This window comes from Synechococcus sp. BO 8801 (assembly GCF_002252675.1).
Classification (GTDB): domain Bacteria; phylum Cyanobacteriota; class Cyanobacteriia; order PCC-6307; family Cyanobiaceae; genus Cyanobium.
Genome location: NZ_NQKY01000006.1, coordinates 142,143 through 165,117, shown reverse-complemented (window position 1 = coordinate 165,117; position 22,975 = coordinate 142,143). Strand labels below are relative to the sequence as shown.

26 protein-coding genes are annotated in these 22,975 nt (G+C 70.8%); 14 read left to right on the top strand and 12 right to left on the bottom strand.

From position 1 onward, the window contains the following. The 3 genes from CJZ86_RS06880 to CJZ86_RS06870 all read left to right on the top strand — a co-directional run. Positions 1-566, top strand: a 566-nt coding sequence (locus CJZ86_RS06880; RefSeq protein WP_502690421.1) for an Orn/Lys/Arg family decarboxylase, incomplete at its 5' end; no start/stop codon positions are given. 5 nt (positions 567-571) lie between these two features. Next, positions 572-1,171 (top strand): precorrin-6Y C5,15-methyltransferase subunit CbiT, encoded by a 600-nt coding sequence (gene cbiT, locus CJZ86_RS06875; RefSeq protein ID WP_094585201.1) that lies wholly within the window; start codon positions 572-574, stop codon positions 1,169-1,171. Positions 1,172-1,181: 10 nt separating this feature from the next. Beyond that, positions 1,182-2,087: a phosphatidate cytidylyltransferase gene (locus tag CJZ86_RS06870; RefSeq protein ID WP_094585200.1), complete on the top strand. Its 906-nt coding sequence runs from the start codon at positions 1,182-1,184 to the stop codon at positions 2,085-2,087. Positions 2,088-2,094: 7 nt separating this feature from the next. Here CJZ86_RS06870 and CJZ86_RS06865 read toward each other — a convergent pair whose 3' ends face one another. Further along, entirely contained in the window at positions 2,095-2,787 is a 693-nt protein-coding gene (locus CJZ86_RS06865) for an LmeA family phospholipid-binding protein (RefSeq protein ID WP_233133889.1), read from the bottom strand. A gap of 31 nt (positions 2,788-2,818) precedes the next feature. Beyond that, on the bottom strand, positions 2,819-3,124 hold the full coding sequence (locus CJZ86_RS06860; RefSeq protein ID WP_094585199.1) for a DUF8646 family protein: 306 nt from the start codon (positions 3,122-3,124) through the stop codon (positions 2,819-2,821). A gap of 12 nt (positions 3,125-3,136) precedes the next feature. On the opposite strand from CJZ86_RS06860, the gene CJZ86_RS17605 reads away from it, so the two are divergent. After that, positions 3,137-4,681: a DUF8671 domain-containing protein gene (locus CJZ86_RS17605; protein WP_094585198.1), complete on the top strand. Its 1,545-nt coding sequence runs from the start codon at positions 3,137-3,139 to the stop codon at positions 4,679-4,681. On the opposite strand, the gene CJZ86_RS06850 is transcribed toward CJZ86_RS17605, so the two are convergent. From CJZ86_RS06850 to CJZ86_RS06830, 5 genes are all read right to left on the bottom strand, one after another. Continuing rightward, positions 4,632-5,105, bottom strand: coding sequence for a DUF1499 domain-containing protein (locus tag CJZ86_RS06850; protein WP_094585197.1), 474 nt, complete (start codon positions 5,103-5,105; stop codon positions 4,632-4,634). The two genes, CJZ86_RS17605 and CJZ86_RS06850, sit on opposite strands and share 50 nt — an antisense overlap. Beyond that, positions 5,102-6,016 (bottom strand): alpha/beta fold hydrolase, encoded by a 915-nt coding sequence (locus CJZ86_RS06845; protein WP_094585196.1) that lies wholly within the window; start codon positions 6,014-6,016, stop codon positions 5,102-5,104. The genes CJZ86_RS06850 and CJZ86_RS06845 overlap by 4 nt, the downstream gene beginning before the upstream one ends. Beyond that, positions 6,013-7,116, bottom strand: coding sequence for an iron-containing alcohol dehydrogenase (locus CJZ86_RS06840; protein ID WP_094585213.1), 1,104 nt, complete (start codon positions 7,114-7,116; stop codon positions 6,013-6,015). The genes CJZ86_RS06845 and CJZ86_RS06840 overlap by 4 nt, the downstream gene beginning before the upstream one ends. 54 nt (positions 7,117-7,170) lie before the next feature. Beyond that, the gene (locus tag CJZ86_RS06835; protein ID WP_094585195.1) at positions 7,171-9,720 is read right to left on the bottom strand and encodes an ATP-dependent Clp protease ATP-binding subunit; all 2,550 of its coding nucleotides are present in this window, start codon (positions 9,718-9,720) and stop codon (positions 7,171-7,173) included. Positions 9,721-9,906: 186 nt separating this feature from the next. Further along, complete coding sequence (locus tag CJZ86_RS06830) at positions 9,907-10,383, bottom strand: GNAT family N-acetyltransferase (protein ID WP_094585194.1); 477 nt, start codon at positions 10,381-10,383, stop codon at positions 9,907-9,909. A gap of 62 nt (positions 10,384-10,445) precedes the next feature. Between CJZ86_RS06830 and lysA the strand changes: the two genes are divergently transcribed. Genes lysA through CJZ86_RS06785 form a run of 9 tightly spaced genes read left to right on the top strand, consistent with a single transcriptional unit; the run spans position 10,446 to position 19,674 of the window. Next, positions 10,446-11,870, top strand: coding sequence for a diaminopimelate decarboxylase (gene lysA, locus CJZ86_RS06825; RefSeq protein ID WP_094585193.1), 1,425 nt, complete (start codon positions 10,446-10,448; stop codon positions 11,868-11,870). A gap of 48 nt (positions 11,871-11,918) precedes the next feature. Beyond that, the gene (gene cdaA / locus CJZ86_RS06820; protein WP_094585192.1) at positions 11,919-12,734 is read left to right on the top strand and encodes a diadenylate cyclase CdaA; all 816 of its coding nucleotides are present in this window, start codon (positions 11,919-11,921) and stop codon (positions 12,732-12,734) included. Further along, positions 12,731-13,531, top strand: coding sequence for an undecaprenyl pyrophosphate synthase (gene uppS, locus CJZ86_RS06815; RefSeq protein WP_094585191.1), 801 nt, complete (start codon positions 12,731-12,733; stop codon positions 13,529-13,531). The genes cdaA and uppS overlap by 4 nt, the downstream gene beginning before the upstream one ends. Then, positions 13,528-14,493, top strand: coding sequence for a biotin synthase BioB (gene bioB, locus CJZ86_RS06810; protein ID WP_094585190.1), 966 nt, complete (start codon positions 13,528-13,530; stop codon positions 14,491-14,493). The genes uppS and bioB overlap by 4 nt, the downstream gene beginning before the upstream one ends. Next, positions 14,490-15,434, top strand: a complete 945-nt coding sequence (gene trhO / locus CJZ86_RS06805; protein ID WP_198960095.1) for an oxygen-dependent tRNA uridine(34) hydroxylase TrhO — start codon at positions 14,490-14,492, stop codon at positions 15,432-15,434. The genes bioB and trhO overlap by 4 nt, the downstream gene beginning before the upstream one ends. Positions 15,435-15,438: 4 nt before the next feature. Next, on the top strand, positions 15,439-16,473 hold the full coding sequence (locus CJZ86_RS06800; protein WP_094585188.1) for a DUF952 domain-containing protein: 1,035 nt from the start codon (positions 15,439-15,441) through the stop codon (positions 16,471-16,473). Next, the gene (locus tag CJZ86_RS06795; RefSeq protein WP_094585187.1) at positions 16,467-16,967 is read left to right on the top strand and encodes a hypothetical protein; all 501 of its coding nucleotides are present in this window, start codon (positions 16,467-16,469) and stop codon (positions 16,965-16,967) included. The genes CJZ86_RS06800 and CJZ86_RS06795 overlap by 7 nt, the downstream gene beginning before the upstream one ends. A 33-nt stretch (positions 16,968-17,000) precedes the next feature. Continuing rightward, the gene (locus CJZ86_RS06790; protein ID WP_094585186.1) at positions 17,001-18,590 is read left to right on the top strand and encodes a M10 family metallopeptidase C-terminal domain-containing protein; all 1,590 of its coding nucleotides are present in this window, start codon (positions 17,001-17,003) and stop codon (positions 18,588-18,590) included. A 19-nt stretch (positions 18,591-18,609) separates the two neighbouring features. Beyond that, entirely contained in the window at positions 18,610-19,674 is a 1,065-nt protein-coding gene (locus CJZ86_RS06785; protein ID WP_198960092.1) for an endonuclease/exonuclease/phosphatase family protein, read from the top strand. Here CJZ86_RS06785 and CJZ86_RS06780 read toward each other — a convergent pair. Continuing rightward, positions 19,641-19,835: a DUF2256 domain-containing protein gene (locus tag CJZ86_RS06780; protein ID WP_094585185.1), complete on the bottom strand. Its 195-nt coding sequence runs from the start codon at positions 19,833-19,835 to the stop codon at positions 19,641-19,643. The two genes, CJZ86_RS06785 and CJZ86_RS06780, sit on opposite strands and share 34 nt — an antisense overlap. Positions 19,836-19,846: 11 nt before the next feature. On the opposite strand from CJZ86_RS06780, the gene CJZ86_RS06775 reads away from it, so the two are divergent. Further along, a complete protein-coding gene (locus CJZ86_RS06775; RefSeq protein ID WP_233133888.1) occupies positions 19,847-20,947 on the top strand; it encodes a magnesium transporter CorA family protein in 1,101 nt (366 codons plus the stop codon). Here the strand turns inward: CJZ86_RS06775 and CJZ86_RS06770 are convergent. From CJZ86_RS06770 to CJZ86_RS06755, 4 genes are all read right to left on the bottom strand, one after another. Beyond that, positions 20,920-21,363 (bottom strand): hypothetical protein, encoded by a 444-nt coding sequence (locus tag CJZ86_RS06770; protein WP_094585183.1) that lies wholly within the window; start codon positions 21,361-21,363, stop codon positions 20,920-20,922. The two genes, CJZ86_RS06775 and CJZ86_RS06770, sit on opposite strands and share 28 nt — an antisense overlap. 4 nt (positions 21,364-21,367) lie before the next feature. Continuing rightward, positions 21,368-22,063 (bottom strand): hypothetical protein, encoded by a 696-nt coding sequence (locus CJZ86_RS06765; protein ID WP_094585182.1) that lies wholly within the window; start codon positions 22,061-22,063, stop codon positions 21,368-21,370. 65 nt (positions 22,064-22,128) lie between these two features. Then, the gene (locus tag CJZ86_RS06760) at positions 22,129-22,347 is read right to left on the bottom strand and encodes a hypothetical protein (protein ID WP_233133887.1); all 219 of its coding nucleotides are present in this window, start codon (positions 22,345-22,347) and stop codon (positions 22,129-22,131) included. Between the two features lie 104 nt (positions 22,348-22,451). Further along, positions 22,452-22,904 (bottom strand): CopD family protein, encoded by a 453-nt coding sequence (locus tag CJZ86_RS06755; protein WP_094585180.1) that lies wholly within the window; start codon positions 22,902-22,904, stop codon positions 22,452-22,454. Between the last annotated feature and the right edge of the window lie 71 nt (positions 22,905-22,975).

Here is a 22,975-nt window from a genome sequence, read left to right as displayed (position 1 = left end):
GCCAGCGCCAGCGCCAGCGGGCCGTGACCCGGGCGAGCCGGCTGCGCCGCCGGCTGGAGGACCTGGGCCTGCCGCTGGTGGCCAACGGCGATCCCCTGCGCCTGGTGCTGGCCACGGCCCCGCTGGGGATCAACGGCCTGGAGGCCGACACCTGGCTGCTGGAGCGGGGGGTGATCGCGGAGCTGCCGGAACCTGGCGCCCTCACCTTCTGCCTGGGGCTGAATCCTCCCCGGGGTGTGGAGCGGCGCCTGCCGCGCCAGCTGGAAGGTCTGCGCCGGGCCCTCGGCGGGCCGCCGCTGCCCCCGTTCACGCCGCCCCCCCTGCCGCTGCTGGCGGCACCGGAGCTGCCGATCGGCGTGGCCTGGCGGAGCCCCGCCGAGGCCGTCCCCCTGGAGCAGGCCGCCGGCCGGGTGGCGGCGGCGCCGATCTGTCCCTATCCGCCGGGGATCCCGCTGCTGGTGCCAGGGGAGCGGATCGATGCGGCCCGCGCCGACTGGCTGCTGGCGCAACGGCGTCTCTGGCCCGGTCAGATCGCTGATACGGTGAGCGTCGTGGCCGGTTCGTGAGCCCGTTGCCGAACCCCTTCCACTGGGATTTCGTCACCCCCGGACTGCCGGACAGCGCCTTCGAGGACGCCCCGGGCTTCAGCCCCACACCGCTGGAGCTGCGGGTGATGCTGCTGGCCCACCTGCGGCCCCGGGCCGATTCCCTCGTCTGGGACGTGGGCGGCGGCACCGGCGCCCTGGCCCTGGAGATCGCCCGGCTGATGCCCGGCGGTGCGGTGCACACCCTGGAACGGGATCCGGAGGCGATCGAGCTGCTGGAACGCAACCGGCAGCGTTTCGACATCCACAACCTTCACATCCACGCCGGCGAGGCCCCGGAGGGCCTGGCCCTGCTCCCCCCCAACCCCGACCGGGTGCTGCTGGAGGTGGGGCGACCCCTGGAGGACGTGCTGCGGTCCGTCTGGGGGGCGCTGCAGCCCTCAGGACGGCTGGTGATCAGCACCGTCAACCTGGAGGGCCTGGTGAAGGCCACCGACACCCTCGCCCAGCTGGGCGCCCACGATGTGCAGGTGGTGCAGGCCACCGTGCACCGCATGCAGCGCCGCGGCAGCCAGGCCAAGCTGGCGGCCGCCGAGCCGCTGTTCGTGATCGCCGCCGAGCGCTGAGTCCGAACCCTTGCCTCCCGCCCCCCGCCCCGCCACGTCCCTCTCCCGCCTGCTGAGCGGCTGGCTGGCGGGTGGCTTCGGGCTGGTGGTGGTGGGCCTGGGCGGCTGGTGGTTCACCGTCGCCGTGGGGGTGATCGTGCACCTGGGCCTGCTGGAGTTCTTCCGCATGGCCCAGTTCAAGGGCATCCGGCCGGCCGTGAAAACCACCCTGGTGGCGGTGCAACTGCTGCTGGTCTCCACCCAGGTGGCCGCCGGCAGCCTCTGGGGGGGGAGCGGCATGGCGGGCGACGTGGCGGCGGCCGTGCTGCCCGCCTCCGGGGCGGTGATCTGCGGCTGGCTGCTCCTCCAGCCCGTCACCGGCACCATCGCCGACATCGCCGCCTCGGTGTTCGGCCTGTTCTATCTGGGCTTCCTGCCCAGCCACTGGATCAAGCTGCGGGACCTCACCGATCCCGCCCTGGCTCCCGCCCTTGAGGGGCTGGGCTGGCCCTGGAGTCCGGGCATGGCCCTCACCCTGCTGGCCTGCCTGATGATCGTGGCCACCGACATCGGCTCCTACGTGATCGGCCGGCGCCTCGGGCGCCACGCCCTCTCGCCGATCTCCCCGGGGAAGACGGTGGAGGGGGCCCTGGGCGGGGTGGCCTGCGCCCTGCTGGTGGGGGGCCTGGGCGGGGTGCTGCTGGGTTGGCGCTGGGGCTGGCTGATCGGCGCGGTGCTGGGGGCGGTGGTCTCCCTGTTCGCCCTGGTGGGTGACCTGACCGAATCGATGATGAAACGGGATGCGGGCCTCAAGGACTCCGGCGATGCGATCCCCGGCCACGGCGGCATCCTCGACCGGATCGACAGCTACCTGTTCGTGCCGGCGGTGGTCTATTCCCTGGTGACCCTGGTGCTGCCCCTGCTGCAGCGGGGCTGAGGGCCCCTCAGGGAGAGACCCGCGCCTCCCCCTCCAGGTGAAGCAGTCCGGCGCCGAGCTCGGCCCGCTCGATGCGGATGTTGGGATCCATCGGCAGCCGGGCGTGGGGGGTGCCCTCGGCGCAGCGCAGTTCCACGGTGCCGCTATCGGCCCGCACCGCCACCTCCCGCTCCACCGGCTCCCGGTCGCCGCTGGCGAAGGCCCGCAGCAGCAGCCGGTCCTCCCGGATGCGCAGCCCCGCCAGGGGGGTGAGGCCCAGCAGGTCGTCGGCCAGGCCGTCGCCGAGGCTGCGCCAGGCCGGGGTGCTCAGGGAGCGGCTCAGCCCATCGCCGCTGAAGCTCACCTGTCCCTGGATGCGGAAGGGCGACTCCAGCTTCACCGCCTGGTTGCGCACCAGGGAACCCATGCGCACCTGGATGCCATCGCAGCGCAGCTCCACCTCCTCGATCTCCATCGCCTGGTAGACCACCCGCCGGGCCCGCAGCCGCACGCCGTCGAGCCGCCCCCGCAGCAGCCGCAGCCCGGAGCCCTCCAGGCGGATCTCCAGCCGTTCGATGGCGTCGCACTGCTGGCGCAGCCACAGCTCCAGCCCCCGGGCCAGCAGGCCCATCACCGGGCCGCCGGTGGTCTCGGAGGCTTCGGGCGCCATCTCCTCGCTGGGGCGCTCGCTGGGTCGCTCGCCGTCCGGGGTCTCGCTCATCCGCCACCAGGGGACAGGGCTCCCCAGATTCTCACTCCGTCCGGGCCTGGCGGGCGGCGCGGAAGGCCTCGGCGGCCGTGACCGCCGCCAGCAGCAGCAGCCCCCCCAGGCCGATCAGCTGGTCGGTGGGATCGGCGGTCGACGGGTCCGCCACGGTGCCGGCGCCCCCCAGCACCGCCCCCAGCAGGAACCAGCCCGTGGCCAGGGCCGTGGTGATCCAGTAGGCACGCCAGCGGCGCTGGTAGATGTAGCCGGTGCCCAGGCCGGGCACGACGTTGAGCAGGGCCCCCAGCCAGGGGGCGGACGCCGCCAGGATGGCTTTGTCGTCAGGCGTCATCGGGGTCGCTCCATGGCTGGATCCAGCGCCGAGTCTGGCCAGCCCCAGGGGCGACCGGCGCCCTCGCTGGCGGTGATCGGTGCCGGGGTGGCCGGCTGCGCCCTGGCCGCGGGGCTGCGCCGGGGCGGCTGGGGAGGGTCGATCGTGCTCTGGGAGGCGGGTCGGGGTCCCGGTGGCCGGGCCGCCACCCGCCGCTCCCGCCACGACCCCGGCTGGCAGATCGACCACGGGGCACCCCTGGTCAACCTGCTCGAGGGCCCCGAACCGGAGCTGGTGGCGCCCCTGCTCGCGGGGGGCTGGATCGAGCCCTGGCGGGAGCCGGCGGCCGTGCTGGACAGCGCAGGGAACCTGGGGCCGGCCGATGGGGATCCCCTGCTGCGCGGCCGCCTCTACCGGGGCCGCCAGGGCATGGACGACCTCGCCCGGGGGCTGCTGGCCCTGGCGGAGGCCCAGGGACCGGCGGGGAGCCTCGATGGCCGCTACGGCACCCTGGTGCGCCACCTGGAGGCCCGGCCCGGAGGGGGCTGGCGCCTGGCCGATGCCACCGGGGCGGTGCTGGGGGAGGCCGACTGGCTGGTGCTGACCGGCACCCTGCTGGCCCATCCCCGGGCCCTTGAGCGGTTCGACTGGCCGCAGGTGCCGCTGCTGCAGGCGTCGCAGGGCCTTGGCGACGCCGAGCTGGAGGCCGCCCTGGCGGCCCTCGCCAGCATGGAGATGGACGTGCGCACCAACCTGATGCTGACGATCGAGCCCGCCGCGGCGGCCCGCTGGCTGGCCCTGCCCTTCCGGCTGCTGGGCTTGGACGGCCCCGCCCAGCGGCGCTGGGGGCTACGGCGGCTGTCGATCCAGCCCCTGGCCGATGGCCGCTGCGCCGTCGTGGCCCATGGGGTTCTGGAGGAGGAGCCCGATGACGCTGCAGCGATCACCGCGCTGGAGGCGGCCGTCGCGGCGGCCCTGGCCCCCTGGCTGGGGGAACGGCACGGCGGCGGCGAGGCGCTGGCGGGGGTGGAGCGACGTCAGCTGATGCGCTGGGGGGCCGCCTTCCCCACGGCCCCCGGCCTGCCGGCCGCCGCCACGGTCTGCCCCCGCAGCCGGGTGGCCTTCTGCGGCGACTTCATCGCGGGGCCGGGCTTCGGCCGGATCGAGGGGGCCCTGCGCAGTGCCCAGTCCCTGACGGGCCGGCTGCTGGCCCTGGTGCTGCTGCTCTGCCTCGCCCTGGGAAGCCCGGCGACGGCGGCGGCGGCCACGGCCGTCCCCTACCGCTGCGACGGCGACCTGCTGCTGGCGACCAGCGACAACGGGGCGGTGGATGCGCCGGGGATCCCCAACACCGCCGCCGGCACGGTGCCCGGCGCCACGGTGCTGCTGGAGTGGCGCGACCTGCGGCTGCAGCTGCCGCGCACCAACAACGCCGGTCCGCCCAGCTACACCGACGGAATCTGGTGGTGGAGCCTCGAGGATCCGGCCCAGCCCCGCTTTCTGCACCGCCGCGGCGCCATCGAGAGCTTCAGCTGCCAGGCAGTTCCTGCCGCAGGGCCGCCAGCCGGCGGCCGTTGACGCCCAGGTCCGAATCCCCCAGCCGGGAGATGGAGCGAGCCTGCAGGATGCCGGCGGCGGGCTGGGCGTACAACTCGAGGTCGTCGACGAAGCCGAACAACCGGCTGGTGGCGGTGGCGTGCAGGTAGCGGCCGTCCCGCTCGAGGATCCGCACCCCCTCGGTGGTTTCCAGGATCGGCACCAACGCGCTCAGGGCCGCTTCCGGATCGGTGATCGGCCAGTCAGCCCGGGCGCAGTGGGCTGGCGCCGCACAGGGGGAGAGGGAGCCGCCGTGCACGCCGAGATCCTCCGGCACCGGTCCCTCCAGGTGCAGCAGGGAGGCCTCGGCCCGGCCGGGAAGCGCCAGGGCGGGGACCCCGAGCAGCAGCACGAGCAGCAGGCCGGCGAGAAGACGCGGCAGGCAGAGGCGGAAGGCGGGGGTCATGGGTGGTGGGTGGGGATGGGGGCGCAGGGGGCGCCCAGCCAGGCGGCGGCGACCTGCTCGGGCTGGTCGATGTGGGGCAGGTGGCCGCAGGCCGCCAGCTCGGTGATGCGGGGGCCCAGCAGGGCCTGGGCGGCGCGCTTCTGCGGAGCCCGCAGGATCCGGTCGTCGGCGCCCCAGAGCACCGCCAGGGGCTGGGGGGGCAGGGGGTCGCCGCAGCCGGCGAAGCCGCCGCTGCGGGCGAAACGGCCCAGGGCGCCGGCCCAGCCCGGCGACTTCAGGTGCAGCGAGGCGATCTCCAGCTCCGCCGGACCCACATCCCGGTCGGGGTCGGCGAAGGCGCTGCGGCAGAGGCCTTTGCGCACCGAGGGCAGGGCCAGGAAGCGCACCCCCAGCCCGTCCAGCAGGGGCGGCAGGGGCATGGGCCGGCCGGTGAGACCGGCCGGGGCCAGCAGCAGCAGGCGCTCGAAGCGGTCGGGATGGCGCCGGGCCAGGGCCACGGCCACCGCACCACCCATCGAGGCGCCGATCAGGCCCAGCCTGCACCCGCCCGCGGGCTCCCGCTGCTCCAGCGCCTCAAGCAGCGCATCGAGGTGGGCCAGCACGGCCTGGGGCGTGTAGGCGCGCTCCGCGGGCCTGGGACAGAAGCCGAAACCGTGCAGGTCCGGGATCAGCAGCCGGTGCCGCTGGGCCAGCAGGGGGGCCAGGCGGCGGAACTCCAGGAAGGAGCTGTCAAAGCCATGCAGGAGCAGCAGGGGCGGTCCCTCCCCCAGCACGGCCACGGGCCACTGCCCGGGGTGCTGTGGCAGCTCCCACCACTGCACCTGGGCGGCCAGGTCGCGGCCCAGGGGATCGAGCAGCGACGCGGTGGCGGCCGTGACCAGGTCGCGGCCGCTGGAGGGGCCGTCCGTCACGCCTGCTGCCGCTCGGCGGTGGCGCCCACCATGGCGGCGAGCAGATCCTCGGGGGCGACCGCGAAGGGCAGCCGGTGCAGGTCGGAGCCCTCCCGGCAGGCAAAGCGACAGACCTGGCGGAGCTGGTCGAGGCTGGCGCCGGCCAGCCCCAGGGCCTCGAGATCGGTGGGCAGCCCCAGCGTGCGGAAGAAAGGCAGCAGCTGGCGGCGGGCCTGGGCCGCCAGGCGGTTGCCCGCCAGCTGCTCCTCCAGCCACAGCTGCACCAGCACCCCGAAGCCCACCTTCTCGCCGTGCAGGCAGCCGTGGGTGGCGGCGAGCTGGGTGAGTCCGTTATGGACGGCATGGGCGGCCACCGTGCGGCAGCGGGCACCACCGATGCCGCCGATCAGACCGGCGGTGAGGGCACAGCCCTCGGCCACCCGCACCCAGGCCTCCCCATGGGGGTCGGCCAGGGCGGCTTCCCCCTCCAGCAGCAGCAGATCCCGCAGCAGGCGGGCCATCTGCACCGCCTGCTGCACCAGCCCATCGCCGCTGGCCCCGCTGCTCACCGAGGCCTCGTACCACTTGGCCACCGCATCGGCGATGCCGCTGGCCAGGGTGCGGGCCGGCGCCTGCCGCACCAGGGCGTGGTCGAAGACGAGCAGGTCCGGGCAGCGGTCGAGGGCGACATCGCCCAGGAAGGCCCCCTCGGGGGTGTAGAGGTTGGCCAGGGCCGTCCAACCGGCGCAGGTGGCGGCGCTGGTGGGCACCGTGATGCAGGGCAGGCCGAGCCGCTGGGCCAGCAGCTTGCCCGCATCCAGCACCTTGCCGCCACCGGCAGCGATCACTGCATCACAGCCGGCGGCGGCGGCGTCCAGGGCCAGGGGCCCGAGGTCGTCGTCGCAGCAGTCGCGCAGACCCTGGCTGGCCACGGGGCGGGCACCGGCCTGCTCCAGATCGACCGCCAGCTGCTGGCGCAGCCCGAAGGTGGAGGCACTGCGGCCGAGCAGCAGGGGGCTGCGGCCCAGGGCGACGATGCGGGGAAGGGCCTGCAGCCAGGCACCCTCCCCACGGAGCACCGCCGCCGGGGCGATGGCCTGGGTCTGCAGGGGATCCGTCATGGCCGCCATCTCATGGATGAAATGTAGAAGTCGGCCGATCCGGGTCGCGATCGATCAGGCGCTGGCGCTGGCCAGCTCCGGCAGCGGCGGGGTGATGGTCTGCTTGCGGATCACCACCTGCTTGTCGTCGTCGACATCCACCAGGCAGGCATCGCCCTCTCCGATCCGGCCGGAGAGGAATTCCTCCGCCAGCGAATCCTCGAGCAGGCGCATCACGGCACGGCGCAGGGGACGGGCGCCGTAGCTGGGGTTGTAGCCCTCCTCCACGAGGCGCTCCTTGAAGGCCTCGGTGACGGACATGCCGATGCCCTTGTCCTGCATGCGGGCGAAGACCTCCCGCAGCATGATCTCGGCGATCAGCTTCACCTCGTCGCGGGTGAGCTGGCGGAAGACGATGATCTCGTCGAGACGGTTGAGGAATTCGGGGCGGAAGTACTGCTTGAGCTCCTCGTTGACCAGGGAGCGGATGCGGTTGTACTGGGTTTCCTCCACGTCGCCGCCGCCGAACTCGAAGCCGAGGCCGCCACCGCCCTTCTCGATCACCTTCGAACCGATGTTCGAGGTCATGATGATCAGGGTGTTCTTGAAGTCGACCGTGCGGCCCTTGGAATCGGTGAGCCGGCCGTCCTCCAGCAGCTGCAGCAGCAGGTTGAAGACATCGGGGTGGGCCTTCTCGATCTCGTCGAACAGCACGACGGTGTAGGGACGACGGCGCACGGCCTCGGTGAGCTGGCCGCCCTCGTTGAAGCCCACGTAGCCCGGAGGCGAACCGATCAGCTTGCTGACGGTGTGGCGCTCCATGAACTCGCTCATGTCGAGCCGGATCATGGCGTCCTCGCTGCCGAAGAAATAGGCGGCGAGAGCCTTGGTGAGTTCCGTCTTGCCGACGCCGGTGGGGCCGGAGAAGATGAAGCTGGCGATGGGGCGGTTGGGGTTCTTGAGGCCGACCCGCGCCCGGCGGATGGCCCGGGACACGGCCTTGACGGCCTCGTCCTGGCCGATGAGGCGCTGGTGGAGGGTCTCCTCCATGTTCAGCAGCTTCACCGACTCGCTCTCGGTCAGCTTCTGGACGGGCACGCCGGTCCAGGAGGCGACGATCTGGGCGATGTCCTCCTCGGTGACCAGGGGCGAGCGGCTTTCCTCGCTGGCGTCGTCGGTAACGGGGCCACCCAGCAGGGCCGGGGTGTCGGTCTCGCCGGAGGTGCCGGCGGGTTCGTCGTCGCGACGGGCCTGGAGGATCGTGCGGATCTGGTCGCGCAGCTCCACCTCCTTGTCACGCAGTTCACCGGCCTTGGTGAAGTCCTGCTGGCGGACGGCGTCCTCCTTCTCCTTCTGGACGCCGCGCAGCTGCTTGTCGACCTCCTTGGCCGCCGGCGGCAGCTTGGAGTTGAGCAGGCGCACGCGGCTGCCGGCCTCGTCGATCAGGTCGATGGCCTTGTCGGGCAGGAAGCGGTCGCTGATGTAGCGGTCGCCCAGGGTGGCGGCGGCGACGAGGGCCTCATCGCTGATCTTGAGGCGGTGGTGCTGCTCGTAGCGCTCGCGCAGCCCCTTGAGGATCTCGATCGTGTCAACGACGGAGGGCTCGCCCACCATCACCGGCTGGAAGCGGCGCTCCAGGGCCGCATCGCGCTCGATGTGCTTGCGGTATTCATCGAGGGTGGTGGCGCCGATGCACTGCAGTTCGCCCCGGGCCAGGGCCGGCTTGAGGATGTTGGCGGCGTCGATGGCGCCTTCTGCGGCACCGGCGCCGATCAGGGTGTGGACCTCGTCGATCACCAGGATCACGTTCCCGGCGGAGCGGATCTCCTCCATGATCTTCTTGAGCCGTTCCTCGAACTCACCCCGGTACTTGGTGCCGGCCACCAGCAGGCCGATGTCAAGGGTGAGGACGCGCTTGTCCTCGAGGATGTCGGGGATCTCGCCCTGGGTGATGCGCTGAGCGAGGCCCTCGGCGATGGCGGTCTTGCCGACGCCCGGCTCACCGATCAGCACGGGGTTGTTCTTGGTGCGGCGGCCGAGGATCTGGATCACCCGGTCGATCTCGTTCTGGCGGCCCACGACGGGGTCGAGCTTGGACTCGGCCGCCAGCTGGGTGAGGTTGCTGCCGAACTCATCGAGGGTGGGGGTCTTGGTGGAGCCCTTGCCCGAGCTGCCGGAGGCCACTTCGGCCGTCTCGCCCAGCATGCGGATCACCTGGGTGCGGACCTTGGCCAGGTCGACGCCGAGGTTTTCGAGCACCCGGACCGCCACGCCCTCGCCCTCGCGGATCAGGCCCAGCAGCAGGTGCTCGGTGCCGATGTAGTTGTGCCCCAGCTGGCGGGCCTCCTCCAGGGAGAGCTCCAGCACCCGCTTGGCCCGGGGGGTGAAGGGGATCTCGACGGCGACGAAGCCGGAGCCGCGGCCGATGATCTTCTCGACCTCGACCCGGGCGTCCTTCAGGTTGACCCCCATCGACTTGAGGACCTTGGCGGCGACACCGGTGCCCTCGCCGATCAGGCCCAGCAGGATCTGCTCGGTGCCGACGAAGTTGTGGCCGAGGCGGCGGGCCTCTTCCTGGGCCAGCATGATCACCTTGATGGCCTTCTCGGTAAACCGCTCGAACATGGGGCGGGACCTGATGCAAGTGGATCCAACCTATCAGGATTGAAGGGCCCTGTGGGAGCTGGGGAGCACTCTCAGGCGAAACCCATGTGCCGCAGGCGCTCAGACGGACCAGAACACAAACGAAACGCCAGGAATCAGCAGAAATAGGTATAGCAATCTACGGTTATCCACACCCCTGTCACATTGTCAGGAGCACATTGTCAGGTTGACCCATTGGATCAGGGCATCCTCTCCATTGCGGTAGTAACCATGACGGATGCCGGCGGTGCGGAACCCCAGGGCCCCGTACAGCGCGATCCCAGGCCCGTTTCCGGCCGCCACCTCCAGGGTGGCGCGGGTGGCACCGCGTGCGCGGCCGGTGGCCATCAGTTCCTGCAGCACCCGGCGCCCCAGCCCCCGACGGCGCTGGTCCGGGGCCACCGCCACCAGGGTGATGTGGAGCTCGTCGACCACGAGCCAGCCACTGGCCATGGCCAGCAGCTCGGGGCCCCTGCGCAGCCCAAGGCCCGGCCGGCCCTCCTCCTCCAGCTCCCGCTGCCACTGCTCCAGGTTCCAGAGGCCGCCGAGGGCGGCCCGGTCGAGGGCCAGGCAGTCCACGGAATCGGCCGGGACCAGCGGGCACAGGGTCGGGGCGGGCAGCGGTGGCGGAGGTGGTGCCGGCACGGCCGTTGGACACGAACATCCTTACGATCGGACATCCTGACCCCCTCCCCGCACAGGCCGCCATGGTGACCAGCGCCTCCCCGGCGACCGATCCGGTCGCTCCCGTCCCCGCGGCGCCGATCGCCCCCGGGGGGCCCTTTGAGCACGGCGGCGATCCGCTCAGCCCCAACCGCAACCTGGCCCCGCTCACCGCCCGCCTCGACGCCCTGGGTCGCCTGGAGGTGGGGGGCTGCCTGCTGAGCGACCTGGCCCGCACCTACGGCACGCCGCTCTACGTGCTCGACGAGGCCACCCTGCGGACCACCTGCCGGGCCTACCGGGAGGCCCTGGCCGCCCACTACCCCGGCGAGGCCCTGGCCCTTTACGCCTCCAAGGCCAACAGTTCCCTCGCCATCACGGCCCTGGTGGCCTCCGAGGGTCTCGGCCTCGATGCCGTCTCGGCCGGCGAGCTGCTCACCGGCCTGCAGGGCGGCATGCCCGCCGAGCGGATCGTCTTCCACGGCAACAACAAATCGGCCGAGGAGCTCCAGCTCGCCGTCGACCGGGGGGTGACGGTGATCCTCGACAACTGGAACGACATCACCCTGCTCGCCACCCTGGCGGCCGGACGCCCCGCGCCGGTGCGGGTGCTGGTGCGGTTCACCCCGGGCATCGAGTGCCACACCCACGAGTACATCCGCACCGGCCACCTCGACAGCAAGTTCGGCTTCGACCCCGACCAGCTGGAGGCGGTGCTGCGGCACCTGGCCGCCTGCCCCTGGGCCCGGGTGGATGGCCTGCACGCCCACATCGGCTCCCAGATCTTCGAACTCGAACCCCACCGCGACCTGGCCGGGGTGATGGCCGAGGCCCTCGGCCTGGCCCGCTCCCTGGGCCACCCCTGCGGCGACCTCAACGTCGGCGGTGGCCTCGGCATCCGCTACGTGGGCTCCGATGACCCGCCGAGCATCCAGGAGTGGGTGCGGGTGGTGGCCACGGCGGTGGCCGAGGCCTGCGGCCAGCGCCAGCTGGCGCTGCCACGGCTGCTGTGCGAACCCGGCCGGTCCCTGGTGGCGACGGCGGGGATGACGCTCTACACGCTGGGCAGCCGCAAGGAGATCCCCGGCCTGCGCACCTACATCTCGGTGGATGGGGGAATGAGCGACAACCCCCGGCCGATCACCTACCAGTCGCTGTACACGGCCGCTCTCGCCGACCGCCCGCTGGCGGAGGCCACCGAGGCGGTGACCGTGGCCGGCAAGCACTGCGAGTCCGGCGACGTGCTGCTCCACGACGTCCGCCTGCCGCTCACCAGCCCCGGCGACGTGCTCGCCGTGTTCGCCACCGGCGCCTACAACGCGGCAATGGGGTCCAACTACAACCGCATCCCCAGGCCGGCGGCGGTGCTCGTCCACGACGGCGTGGCGGACGTGGTGCAGCGGCGCGAGCAGCCGGAAGACCTACTGCGCTACGACGTCCTGCCCCACCGGCTCCTGCCGGTATCCTGAGCCGGTCAGGCGGCCACCCGTTGAACCGGCCTGCCCCTCCCTTGTCTTGTGATCTGGCTGCGGCTCATCGACTTCCGCCTGCTGCTGGATCTTCTGTTCGCCTCCCTGCTCGGGCTCCTGCTGCTCGGCAGGGTCACGGAGGCGCGCACCCTGTGGCTGCTGCGCGGCTACCTGTTTCTGGTGGCGCTGGCCTGGTTCGTGCAGCGCTACGCCAACCTGCCGCTGACCAGCAGCCTGGTGGATGCGCTGGTGCTGGCCTGCAGCCTGGCCCTGGCGATCCTGTGGCAGGGGGAACTGCGGCGCCTGATGGAACTGCTGGGCACCGGACGCCTCGGGGTGCTGTTCGCCGACCGCAGCCGGGACCAGCTGGCCTCGGGGTCGGTGAGCCTGCTGACCGAGGCCGCCGGCCGCCTCTCCCAGGCGCGCTGCGGCGCCCTGATCGTCCTCGACCTGGGCAGTGATCTGCGCCCGGAGGACTTCCTCAACCCCGGCATCCGCATCGACGCCCAGCTCTCCGTCGACCTGCTGCTCAACCTCTTCGCGGTGGACACGCCCCTGCACGACGGCGCCGTGCTGGTCCAGAAGAACCGCATCGTGGCCGCCGGGGTGATCCTGCCCCTCTCGCGCCAGGGCCTGAACCGCTACGGCACCCGCCACCTGGCCGCCATGGGGCTGACCGAGCGCCATGACGGCTGCTTCTGCATCGTCGTCTCGGAGGAGACAGGCACCCTCTCGCTTGCCTCCCAGGGGCGGCTGGAGCGGCCGATCACCAGCAGCCGGCTTCACGACCTGCTCACCGACGCCCTGGCCACCGCTCCCACGGGGCGTAGCGTGGCTGCGGACCCGCCGGAACATCGCGGATGAGTCGCGCCCTGGCGACCACTCCATCGTCCGATCCCGATCAGCTGCCCGCCCAGCTCGATCCGGCTCGGCTGCCCCGTCACGTCGCGGTGATCATGGACGGCAACGGCCGCTGGGCCCGTCAGCGGGGGCTGCCCAGGGCCATGGGACACCGGGCCGGGGTGGAGGTGCTCAAGCGCACCCTGCGCCACTGCAGCGACTGGGGCATCGGCGCCCTCACCGCCTATGCGTTCTCCACCGAGAACTGGACCCGGCCCGGGGAGGAGGTGGCCTTTCTGATGGCCCTGTTCGAACGGGTGCTGGCCAAGGAGCTCGAGGCGCTCGAGCGCCAGCAGGTTCGGATCCGCTTCCTCGGCGACCTCGACCCCCTGCCGGAGGGTCTCAGGGTCCTGATCAACGACGCCACCGAGCGCACGGCCGGCAACACCGGCATCCATTTCAACGTCTGCACCAACTACGGCGGCCGCAGTGAGCTGGTGCGGGCGGCCCGCCGCCTGGCCGAGCAGGCGGCCCGCGGCGAGCTCGATCCGGCCCGCATCGACGAGGAGATCTTCGCTGCCGAGCTGTTCACCGCCGGCGATGCCGACCCCGATCTGCTGATCCGCACCAGCGGCGAGCAGCGCATCAGCAACTTCCTGCTCTGGCAGCTGGCCTACGCCGAGCTGCACATCACCGACGTGCTCTGGCCCGACTTCGACACCGAGGCCCTGCTGGCGGCGCTGCTGGATTATCAGGGGCGCCAGCGCCGCTTCGGTGGCGTGCAGAGTGGCGTCCAGAACGGTGTGGAGACCACCCCATGAGCGTGCGCCACGACTGGTCCCGCCAGGAGATCCAGGACCTGCTCGACCTGCCCCTGATGGATCTGCTGTGGCAGGCCCAGGCGGTGCACCGCAGCGCCAATCCCGGCTACCACGTCCAGCTGGCGTCGCTGCTGAGCGTCAAGACCGGGGGCTGCGAGGAGGACTGCGCCTACTGCCCCCAGTCGATGCACAACCCCAGCGACGTGGGCGGCCGGCCGGAGCTGGCGGTGGAGCCGGTGCTGGAGCGCGCCCGGCAGGCCAAGGCGGCCGGCGCCCACCGCTTCTGCATGGGCTGGGCCTGGCGGGAGATCCGTGATGGTGCCCCCTTCGACGCCATGCTCGCCATGGTGCGGGGGGTGCGGGAGCTCGGCCTGGAGGCCTGTGTCACCGCCGGCATGCTCACAGACGGCCAGGCGGCCCGACTGGCGGAAGCGGGACTCACCGCCTACAACCACAACCTCGACACCAGCCCCGAGCACTACGACCGGATCATCACCACCCGCACCTACCAGGAGCGGCTCGACACCCTGCAGCGGGTGAGGGGCGCCGGCATCGACCTCTGCTGCGGCGGCATCATCGGCATGGGCGAGACGCCGGACGACCGGGCCGGGCTGCTGCAGGTGCTCGCCTGCCTGGATCCCCATCCCGAAAGCGTGCCGATCAATGCCCTGGTGGCGGTGGAGGGCACCCCGCTGGAAGGTCTACCAGCGGTCGACCCCCTGGAGCTGGTGCGGATGGTGGCCGCCGCCCGCATCCTCATGCCCCACAGCCGGGTGCGGCTCAGCGCCGGGCGCGAGCAGCTGGGGCGGGAGGCCCAGATCCTCTGCCTGCTGGCGGGGGCCGATTCGATCTTCTACGGCGACACCCTGCTCACCACCTCCAACCCGGCGGTGGCCAGCGACCAGGAGCTGCTGCGGGCCGCCGGGGTGCGGGTGCAGCTGGCGGCCGCCGCCGGCCGCTGAGGGTGCAGGTCGCCGCCTTCTACAGGTTCGTCCCCCTGGCCAGCGAGGAATTGCCCGACTGGCAAACCAGGCTGCTGGCGCTGGGGAGCGAGGCCGGCCTGCTGGGCACCATCCTGCTGGCCACCGAGGGCATCAACGGCACGGTCGCCGGATCGGCCTCCGGCGTGGCCGCCCTGCTGGAGCTGCTGCAGGCCGACCCACGCCTGGCGCACCTGGAGGTGAAGCGCAGTGAGGCCGAAGGGCGGGTGTTTCACCGCTTCAAGGTGCGCCTGAAGGCCGAGATCGTGACGATGGCCGAGCCCTCGGCCCAGCCGTCCCGGGGAACAGGGGTTCCGGTTCCCCCCGAGCACTGGAATGCCCTGCTGGACGATCCCGGCACCCTGACCATCGACACCCGCAACCACTACGAGGTGGCCCTGGGCAGCTTCGCTGGCGCCATCGACCCCGGCACCGAGCACTTCCGGGATTTTCCCGCCTGGGTGGAGCAGCACCTGCGGCCCCTCGTGGCCCAGCAGCGGCCGCAGCGGCTGGCCCTGTTCTGCACCGGCGGCATCCGCTGCGAGAAGGCCACCGCCCACCTGCTGAACCAGGGCTTCGACAACGTGCTGCAGCTGCAGGGGGGGATCCTCAACTACCTCGAACAGGTGCCGGAGGCCGAGAGCCGCTGGCACGGCGAGTGCTACGTGTTCGACCAGCGGGTGGCCCTCGACCACCGGCTCCAGCCGGGGACATATCACGTGTGCCATGCCTGCGGCCTGCCCCTGGCCCCCGCCGACCTGGCCCTGGAGAGCTACGTGGCCGGGGTGAGCTGCCGCCACTGCATCGGTCGCTTCTCCGACGCCGACCGGGAGCGGTTCGCCGAACGCCAGCGCCAGATGGGACGGGCGAAGGCATCCGGTGAGACCCACATCGGCCGGGTGATGCCCTGCGTGGGCGGCTGAGCGGATGGCGCCGCGCCTGCCCATCCTGTACAGCTTCCGGCGCTGCCCCTATGCGATCCGGGCACGGCTGGCCCTGGCGGCGGCGGGGCTGACGCCGGGGGTGGATCTCGAGCTTCGGGAGGTGCACCTGGGCCGCAAGCCCCCCGAACTGCTGGAGGCCTCCGCCGCCGCCACCGTGCCGGCCCTGGTGCTGCCGTCCGACGCCGGCAACGATCCCCAGGGGGCCGCCCGGGTGCTGCCGGACAGCCTGTCGGTGATGGCGTGGGCCCTGGAGCGCCACGACCCCGGCGACCTGCGGCGCCAGGGGAGCACCGAAGCCGCTGCGCGGGAGCGGGCCCGGATCGCCGCCCTGATCGCTGAGAACGACGATTCGTTCAAGCACCATCTCGATCGCTTCAAGTACCCCGAGCGCCACCCCGGCGGCGACCGGGAGCAGCACCGCCCCGAGGCGCTGGCGATCCTGCGCGGCTGGAGCGCCGCCCTGGAGGCCGGCGGCTGGCTGGTGGGGGGGCGGCCATCCCTGGCCGATGTGGCCCTGCTGCCCTTCGTGCGCCAGTTCCGGCTCGCCGATCCGGAGGGGTTCGACCGGCAGGAGGATCTGGCTCCACTGCAGGACTGGCTGCAGCGCTTCCTGCAGGGACCCGAACTGGCGGCGGTGATGGCCGGGCCCTGGGCGCCCCGCCGGCCCTGGCGCTCCGAGCACTGGATCTATCACCTGGCCCTGGCCAACGATTGGCGGGACGCCAAAGCCCGCGGGGTGTACGAGCGCTCGACCCGCGGCCAGTCGCTGCAGGAGGTGGGCTTCATCCATGCCAGCGGCGCCGACCAGGTGGAAGGCACCTACGGGCGCTTCTATGCCGATGCGGGGGAAGTGCTGCTGCTGACCATCGACCCCCGGCGCCTGACCGCGCCGTTGCTCTGGGAGCCGGCCCCGGAGAGCGGCGAATGCTTCCCCCACATCCACGGGCCGCTGCCGCTGGAGGCGGTGCTGGCCGCCGAGCTCTTTGCGCCACCGCCGCCGGGCGACGCACCATGCTGAACCTGGAGGTTCTGGAGCAGCAGGCCCGGGAGCGCGGCCTGCTGCTGCGGCTGCAGGTGCAGGGGCTGGCGGGGGTGCGGGGGCTGCGGGTGGGGGTGGCCCGGGCCCGGGCGGAGCAGCCGCCCCTGCTGCTGGGGGAGCTCAAGGGCTGGTGCCTGCCGCTGGCCGATGGCCTGCGCCTCGACACGATGCGGGTGCAGGGGGAGCGCAGCGAAGCCGTGGGGCCGCTGATCTGGGCGGCCACCTTCGCCTGGGCCCTCGAGGAGACGCCCTGCCGCTCGGCGCGCCTGCTGGCGATCCGCGATGGGGAGCAGCAGCACCGGCGGCTGGTGCGCTACTTCCGGCGGCTCGGCTTCACGCCGCTGCGGGAGCTGGCTGGCGGCCCGCTGGATCTGGCCCCGCGGCTGCTGTGGGGTGGGGCGGGCCTGCTGATGCAGGGCGACTGCGACGAAGGACTGCAACGCAGCGCCCGCTGGCTGACGTCCATCCGGTGACACCTACGTTGGATCCGGGTATCGAGCTGGACCATGGCCACCGCCTCCCTGACCATCAACAACCAGTCAGGAGGCAGCCTCTACTACTACGTCGTCGGCCCAGGGTTCAGCGTTGAGCCGCTCCAGCCCGGCCAGAGCAACACCCTCTCCCCGGGTCTGAACAGCGTTCAGATCCTGGCGGCTCCTCAGATGAGGATCTACGTCTCGAGCTCCGCCACGCTGTTCGCCAACCCTGGCCAGGAACCGATCGGCTGGAACATCACAGCGCCCTTCTCCTTCTACGAATACACGATCGATGGCAGCGGCTTTTCCGCTGACATGTCCTACATCGATGACTGGGCCTATCCGATCCAGACCAACATCACCGACAGCTCGGGGACGATCCACAACTTCGGCTTCCTGAACGCGGCCGCGATCGCCACGGATTTCGCCGCCCTGCCGCCGGGTGGATTCGTCACCAGTGCCGCCTCGGGAACAGGTGTCGGGACGGCCTCGAATCTCTGGGATGCCCCGAACCGGCGGTTCGTCGGCCCGATGCGGCTCTGGCAGCAGCAGGTGATCATGGCCAATGCCGTTCAGTTGGGGCAACCCGCCTACTGGCCGCCGAATGCCCCCGCGGGCTGGATCCAGTTCCTCCAGGAGGTGCCCTACGGGCCCTCCCCCTTCGGCTACCCGCTCTCCGCCGGCGCCAGCAGCCTGAATCCCCAGCAGACCTATCCGGCCTTCGGTTTCGACTTCTCCACCAACACCTCCTGGACCGCCATGAATGGCAAGCAGGGGGCGCTGGTGCCCCAGCCAACGGGCGAGAAGTTCTTCGCCCACAACTGGAATGTATGGAACTACGGCTACACCAATGCCGATCCAAGCGCCGACAAACCGAATCCGAACTATTCCTTTGAATCGAACGCCTACACCACGACCCTCCGCTCCCAGGCGGCGCGGGAGAAGGCGGCCGGGCGACTCCCCGACACGGCCGGGACATCACCCACAGCCGGCAACCCGAACTTCGTCGGTTTCTATACCGCTTCCAAGGACGATTACTACGGCACCTTCACAGTTGCCGCCATCGCCAATGTCAGCCTCACGATCGGAGCGCTGGCCCCGTCCAGCATCGGCACCAGCGGCAATGACGGCATCGTCGGCAGCGGCAGCGACGACATCATCTCGGGTGGCTACGGAGCTGACTGGCTGGCTGGCGCCCCTCTGGCCCCGAACTGGTCCGCCCCCAACAGCTTCCGCGACCTGGCGTTCTTCGGTCTGCCCGGAGCGCCGGCCCAGTGGAAAGGTCTGGTCGGAGGCGGCCGGGACACCTTCGTCTATGTCCGCGCCGACAGCAGCCTGAGCAGCCCGGAGCGGCGTGATGTCATCACCGACTTCGCCGCCGACGACAGGATCGACCTCTCGAGGGTGGACGCCGACAGCCGCCGAGCTGGCCTTCAGTCCTTCACCTGGATCGGCTCCAGGGCGTTCTACGGGGAGGCGGGCCAGCTGCGGCTGGAACAGAATCGCTGGCAGACCAACGCCCTCCTGCAGGGAGATCTCGACGGCAACGGCACCAGCGACTTCGAAGTGATGCTGATGGGACCGGTCCAGTTCTCAGCCTCCAACCTGATCCTGTCCTGACCCCCTGCCGAGACAGCCGATGGCCAGTTTCACCCTGATGTGCTGGAACGTGGAGAACCTGTTCCTCCCCGAGGCCGGCGCCAGCGAGCAGGTGCACGCCCGTTTCCAGGCCAAGCTCGCCACGCTCGCCGCCGTGATCGACAGCCAGCGGCCCGACGTGCTCGCCCTGCAGGAAATCGGCCCGGACGGGGCCATGCAGGCACTGCAGGGGGCGCTGACCAACCCCCTGCCCCATGCCATCGAGGGCAGACCCGACGGCCGGGGCATCCGCGTGGCCGTCCTGTCCCGTTACCCCTTCAGCACCAGCCGCTCGATCGTGGCCTTTCCGGAGATGATCTTCCCCGTCCAGGCCAGGGATCCGGTGTTTGATGATCCCGCCACCCCCGCGGATGAGTCCCTCACCGCCTCCCTGGGACGCGGCGCCCTGGAGGTGGTGGTGGAGATCGAGGGGCACCCGGTGCGGATCATCACCGCCCACTTCAAGTCGAAGCTGATCTCCTACGCGCGCCAGAAGGGGCTGGTGGACGGCAGCCAGTTCGCCCCGAACGACGAGAACGAACGCCATCGCTATGCCGCCTACGGCCTGTACCGGCGCACCACCGAAGCGCTGACGCTGCGGGATCGGGTCAACCAGATTCTCTCCGGCTGCGCCGGATCATCGGATCCGGAGGAAGGGCTGGGTCGCCAGAAGGCGGTGGTGGTCTGCGGCGATCTCAACGATGCGACCGACGCCGCCACCACCCAGATCCTGCAGGGGCCGAGCGGCTCCGAACTGGGCACCGAGGGATTCCGGCGGGGCGACAAGGGCGATGGCTACCGCCTCTGGAACCTGGCACCGCTCCTCAATGTCGGGCCGAACGGGGAACCCCCGGGCGAGGCCCCCTTCAGCCGCCGCTTCCAGGGACGGGGCGAACTGATCGACCACATCCTGGCCAGCCACCGGCTGGTGAATCCCGGCAACATCCCCGTGGCCCGGACGGTGCTGGCCGGCGACCATCTGCCGTCGATCTCCGAATCACCGTCGGACCGTGTCGCCGATCCGGGCTCGGATCATGCGGCGCTGGTGGCGGAATTCGAGATCTGAGGGCCTTCGCTGGAATCCGGGCGGGCGCGGTTGCGGTGGCGCCGGCAGCGTTCGGAGCAATAGCGCACCTCCTCCCAGACCCGCTTCCACTTCCGGCGCCACTGGAAGGGTCGGCCGCAGACCGGGCAGGTCTTGGTGGGGCGATCGCCGTGGTGGGGCATCCGGTCAGGGAGTGAAGCAGCCAGCCTGCCAAAACCGAAGCCGTTTCCGTGACACGATGGACCCGATGTCTGACGCCAGCTTCTATCGGATCGGCCGTACGGGCCCGGTGAAGCGGGTGGCGTCGGCGATCGAGGCGGTGAGCGTCAGCGATTTGGATGGTTTCGCCTGGTTGCATTACCGCGAGGCCAGCAGGGACGATCTGGACCAGCTCGTCGGCCTGCTGGGCCTGCATGCGCTCTCGATCGAGGATTGCTTCGATGATCATCAGATTCCCAAGATCGACGATTATCCAGATAACACCTTCATCCTGTTCAACACATTTCAGTACGGCCACGGTGTCCTTGAGGTGGGTGAAATCAACCTGTTCCTCGGTCAGCGGTTTCTTGTCAGCATCAGCCACCTGGATTCCAGTCACCGCTCCTACCTCGATGGGGTGGAAAAGATGGTCGAGAGGGACATCGAAGAGGCCCGCCAGGGCCCGTCCCATCTCATGCACCTGATCCTCGATCAGGTTGTCGATCAGAAGTTCGTGGCCATCGAGGCCCTCGAAGATGAGCTGAATGGAGTGGAAGAAGCCCTGATGGCGGATCCGGCGAGTTTTCAGCCGGTCGAGCTGATCCGGTTCCGGCGCTACCTGCTGCGGCTGCGCAAGAGCCTGTTTCATGAACGGGAGATCCTCAGCAAGATCTGCCGGGGAGATTTCCCCCTGGTATCCAAGAAGGCGATCTACCACTATCGCGATATCTACGACCATCTGGTGCGCTTCTATGAAGTCACCGAGTCGTACCGGGACATCGTCACCAGCCTGATGGAGATGTACCTGTCAATGCTCAATAATCAGATGGCCAAGGCCGCCAACGACACCAACGCCACCGTCCGGCGCCTGACACTGATCACGACGATCTTCATGCCGCTGACCCTGCTGGCGGGCATCGGCGGCATGTCCGAGTGGACGATGATCACAGGCCCCCGCAACTGGCACATCTCCTATCCGGCCTTCATGCTCGCCATGGTGGTGATCGGCTTCGCCAGTTACCGCTTCCTCAGCCGAATGGACCGGAACCAAAATCCCTCGCGGCGCGCTCAGTTGAGCCGGCGCTGGCGCGCCTGACGGCGGGAGGCGGCCTGGACAGTCCTGAGCTCGTCGGCCTCCTCCAGCAGCTCGCCGGAGAGGGACTCCAGATCGTCGGCCGCCTTCTGGAGCTGGGCGCTGAGCCTCAGGCCCTCCTCGATCGACTGGCCATAGGCCTCATTGGCCTCATCGATGGCCGCGAACAGCTCCCTGAACTCCTCGGGTGGCTGGGTGTCCCAGTGTGGATAGGCGGCCGCCGCCTGCTGCAGCACCTCCAGGGCGGTACGCCAGCTCGCCTTGAGGCGGAAATCGAGATGGCGCAGGTCCTGGTTGGTGCGCTTGAGCTCCCGGGTGCTGGAGACCCCGGCCAGGGTCAGGACCTCGCGCTTCAGCTCGGTGATGGTGGGCGGCTTGACTCGGGCAGTCGCGGAGCGGGGGGATGGTGGTCTGGCCATGGCCCTACTCGGCCAGGCCGAGGCCCAGCTGCTCCCCGGCCCGGAGCCGTTCCAGCTCCCCGCGCAGCTGCCGGGTGGTCTGGCGTTCGGCCCTGAGGGCCTCCCGCAGTTCGTCGCGCTGACGCCGGTAACGATCGGTGTGGGCGACACGGCCGCCGAGGCTCTGGTTGTTCCTGGCGAGTTGCCGGCGACGTTCCACCTCGGCATCGAGGGCCCGCTGCAGGGCAAGCAGCTCCTTCTGCAACTGCAGCTCGGCCTTCGACTGCTGCTGCTCGGAGCGAAGCGCGGCATTTTCCGCCTCCAGGGCCTGGAGGCGGGCTTCGAGGCGATCGATCTTGACCTGCTGGCCCCGCAGCGCCTGTTTGAGCTTCTGCAGCAGGGCGCCAAGGCGCGAGCGTTCCTTCTGCTGCGTCAGGCTGTTGGCTTCACACTGCCGGGCGTAATCCCTCAGCAGTCCCGTACGCCGCTGCAGCACCTTGGCGGTGCACTCGTACTTGATGATGGCGATGACACGGCAGCGCTCCAGTTCGTCAAGGTCCTGAACGGCCTTGAGGTGTCTGAGTTCGTCGTAGTTGGTGCACTCATGCCGCAGCACCTGGGTCGGCACGTGGTCCTGCGCGCCTATGCGCGGCAGGTTCTTCAGCCGGACACGGTCGTGCCAGTAATCAAAAAGCGCCTTCTGGTCGACAGCTTCGAGCATGGCGCCCACTCCCTCGTGCGTGGCCGATCGCTGAAAGACTTTAGGAACCTGATCCGTCTGGCCGGTCACGGCTGGGAGGCAAAGGTGTCACGGCGTTTCTCGAGCCGCAGGAGGCGCTGGGCGTGGAGGTCGGTCTCCGCCGACCAGCCACCCGGCAACGGCTCAGGCGGCTCCGGCTCCCTGGGAGGCGGATCCTGGGCGGGTTCCACCGGCGGCGGGCCATCCAGGGTGGCGACCACGAACAGGGCCACCAGCAGTTGCGCCAGAAAGGGGAGATCGATCATCGGGATGGACATGGGCGGCAAGGACATGACGTCGTTCTGCAGCCACCTTCCACCGGGCATGGGGAGTTGGGGTCCATTCTCCTGCGAAGAACGAATGGACCCGCTCAGCCCGGCACGCCACCCAGCCGGATCAGGGCACCCACCACCACGAAGGCGATCGCCAGGGCGGTGATGCCGCGGATGTGCCAGGCCAGGCCGCCGAGGTTGGTGTCCGTGAGGTTGGGGATCAGCCGCAGCCGGGCATGCACGGCCAGGGCGGCAGTGGCGCCCAGCAGCAGCAGCTTGGTGCCCACCAGCACGCCGATCGGGCTCGCTGGGTTGAACAGTCCATCGAAGCCAGGCAGCAGGATCGAGCCCATCCAGAGGCCCGTGATCACCTGGATGGCGAGGGCCGTGAGGCCGAGGGGCTCGAAGATCGCCTCGAAATCACGGATGCGTTCAGCGCTCTGCTCCCGCAGGGCCCTCGGCAGCACGCCCAGATCCAGCACCAGGTGGCCGCCGGTCCACACCGTGGCAGCCAGGGCGTGGACGATCACCAGCCATGGGAAGGGGGACATGGCCTCAACGCAGGAGGAACTCCCACCCTGGTGACGCGGGCGCCCGCGGGCGAGGACCGGCAGGGCAGTGG

Excerpts from the sequence above, each read along its gene's own strand:
- CJZ86_RS06865 (WP_233133889.1), bottom strand. The coding sequence starts at position 2,787 with ATGAGCGAGACCCCGGACGGCGAGCGACCCAGCGAGCGCCCCAGCGAG.
- CJZ86_RS06860 (WP_094585199.1), bottom strand. The coding sequence starts at position 3,124 with ATGACGCCTGACGACAAAGCCATCCTGGCGGCGTCCGCCCCCTGGCTG.
- CJZ86_RS17605 (WP_094585198.1), top strand. The coding sequence starts at position 3,137 with ATGGCTGGATCCAGCGCCGAGTCTGGCCAGCCCCAGGGGCGACCGGCG.
- CJZ86_RS06850 (WP_094585197.1), bottom strand. The coding sequence starts at position 5,105 with ATGACCCCCGCCTTCCGCCTCTGCCTGCCGCGTCTTCTCGCCGGCCTG.
- CJZ86_RS06840 (WP_094585213.1), bottom strand. The coding sequence starts at position 7,116 with ATGACGGATCCCCTGCAGACCCAGGCCATCGCCCCGGCGGCGGTGCTC.
- CJZ86_RS06835 (WP_094585195.1), bottom strand. The coding sequence starts at position 9,720 with ATGTTCGAGCGGTTTACCGAGAAGGCCATCAAGGTGATCATGCTGGCC.
- lysA (WP_094585193.1), top strand. The coding sequence starts at position 10,446 with ATGGTGACCAGCGCCTCCCCGGCGACCGATCCGGTCGCTCCCGTCCCC.
- uppS (WP_094585191.1), top strand. The coding sequence starts at position 12,731 with ATGAGTCGCGCCCTGGCGACCACTCCATCGTCCGATCCCGATCAGCTG.
- bioB (WP_094585190.1), top strand. The coding sequence starts at position 13,528 with ATGAGCGTGCGCCACGACTGGTCCCGCCAGGAGATCCAGGACCTGCTC.
- CJZ86_RS06800 (WP_094585188.1), top strand. The coding sequence starts at position 15,439 with ATGGCGCCGCGCCTGCCCATCCTGTACAGCTTCCGGCGCTGCCCCTAT.
- CJZ86_RS06795 (WP_094585187.1), top strand. The coding sequence starts at position 16,467 with ATGCTGAACCTGGAGGTTCTGGAGCAGCAGGCCCGGGAGCGCGGCCTG.
- CJZ86_RS06790 (WP_094585186.1), top strand. The coding sequence starts at position 17,001 with ATGGCCACCGCCTCCCTGACCATCAACAACCAGTCAGGAGGCAGCCTC.
- CJZ86_RS06785 (WP_198960092.1), top strand. The coding sequence starts at position 18,610 with ATGGCCAGTTTCACCCTGATGTGCTGGAACGTGGAGAACCTGTTCCTC.
- CJZ86_RS06780 (WP_094585185.1), bottom strand. The coding sequence starts at position 19,835 with ATGCCCCACCACGGCGATCGCCCCACCAAGACCTGCCCGGTCTGCGGC.
- CJZ86_RS06770 (WP_094585183.1), bottom strand. The coding sequence starts at position 21,363 with ATGGCCAGACCACCATCCCCCCGCTCCGCGACTGCCCGAGTCAAGCCG.
- CJZ86_RS06765 (WP_094585182.1), bottom strand. The coding sequence starts at position 22,063 with ATGCTCGAAGCTGTCGACCAGAAGGCGCTTTTTGATTACTGGCACGAC.
- CJZ86_RS06760 (WP_233133887.1), bottom strand. The coding sequence starts at position 22,347 with ATGATCGATCTCCCCTTTCTGGCGCAACTGCTGGTGGCCCTGTTCGTG.
- CJZ86_RS06755 (WP_094585180.1), bottom strand. The coding sequence starts at position 22,904 with ATGTCCCCCTTCCCATGGCTGGTGATCGTCCACGCCCTGGCTGCCACG.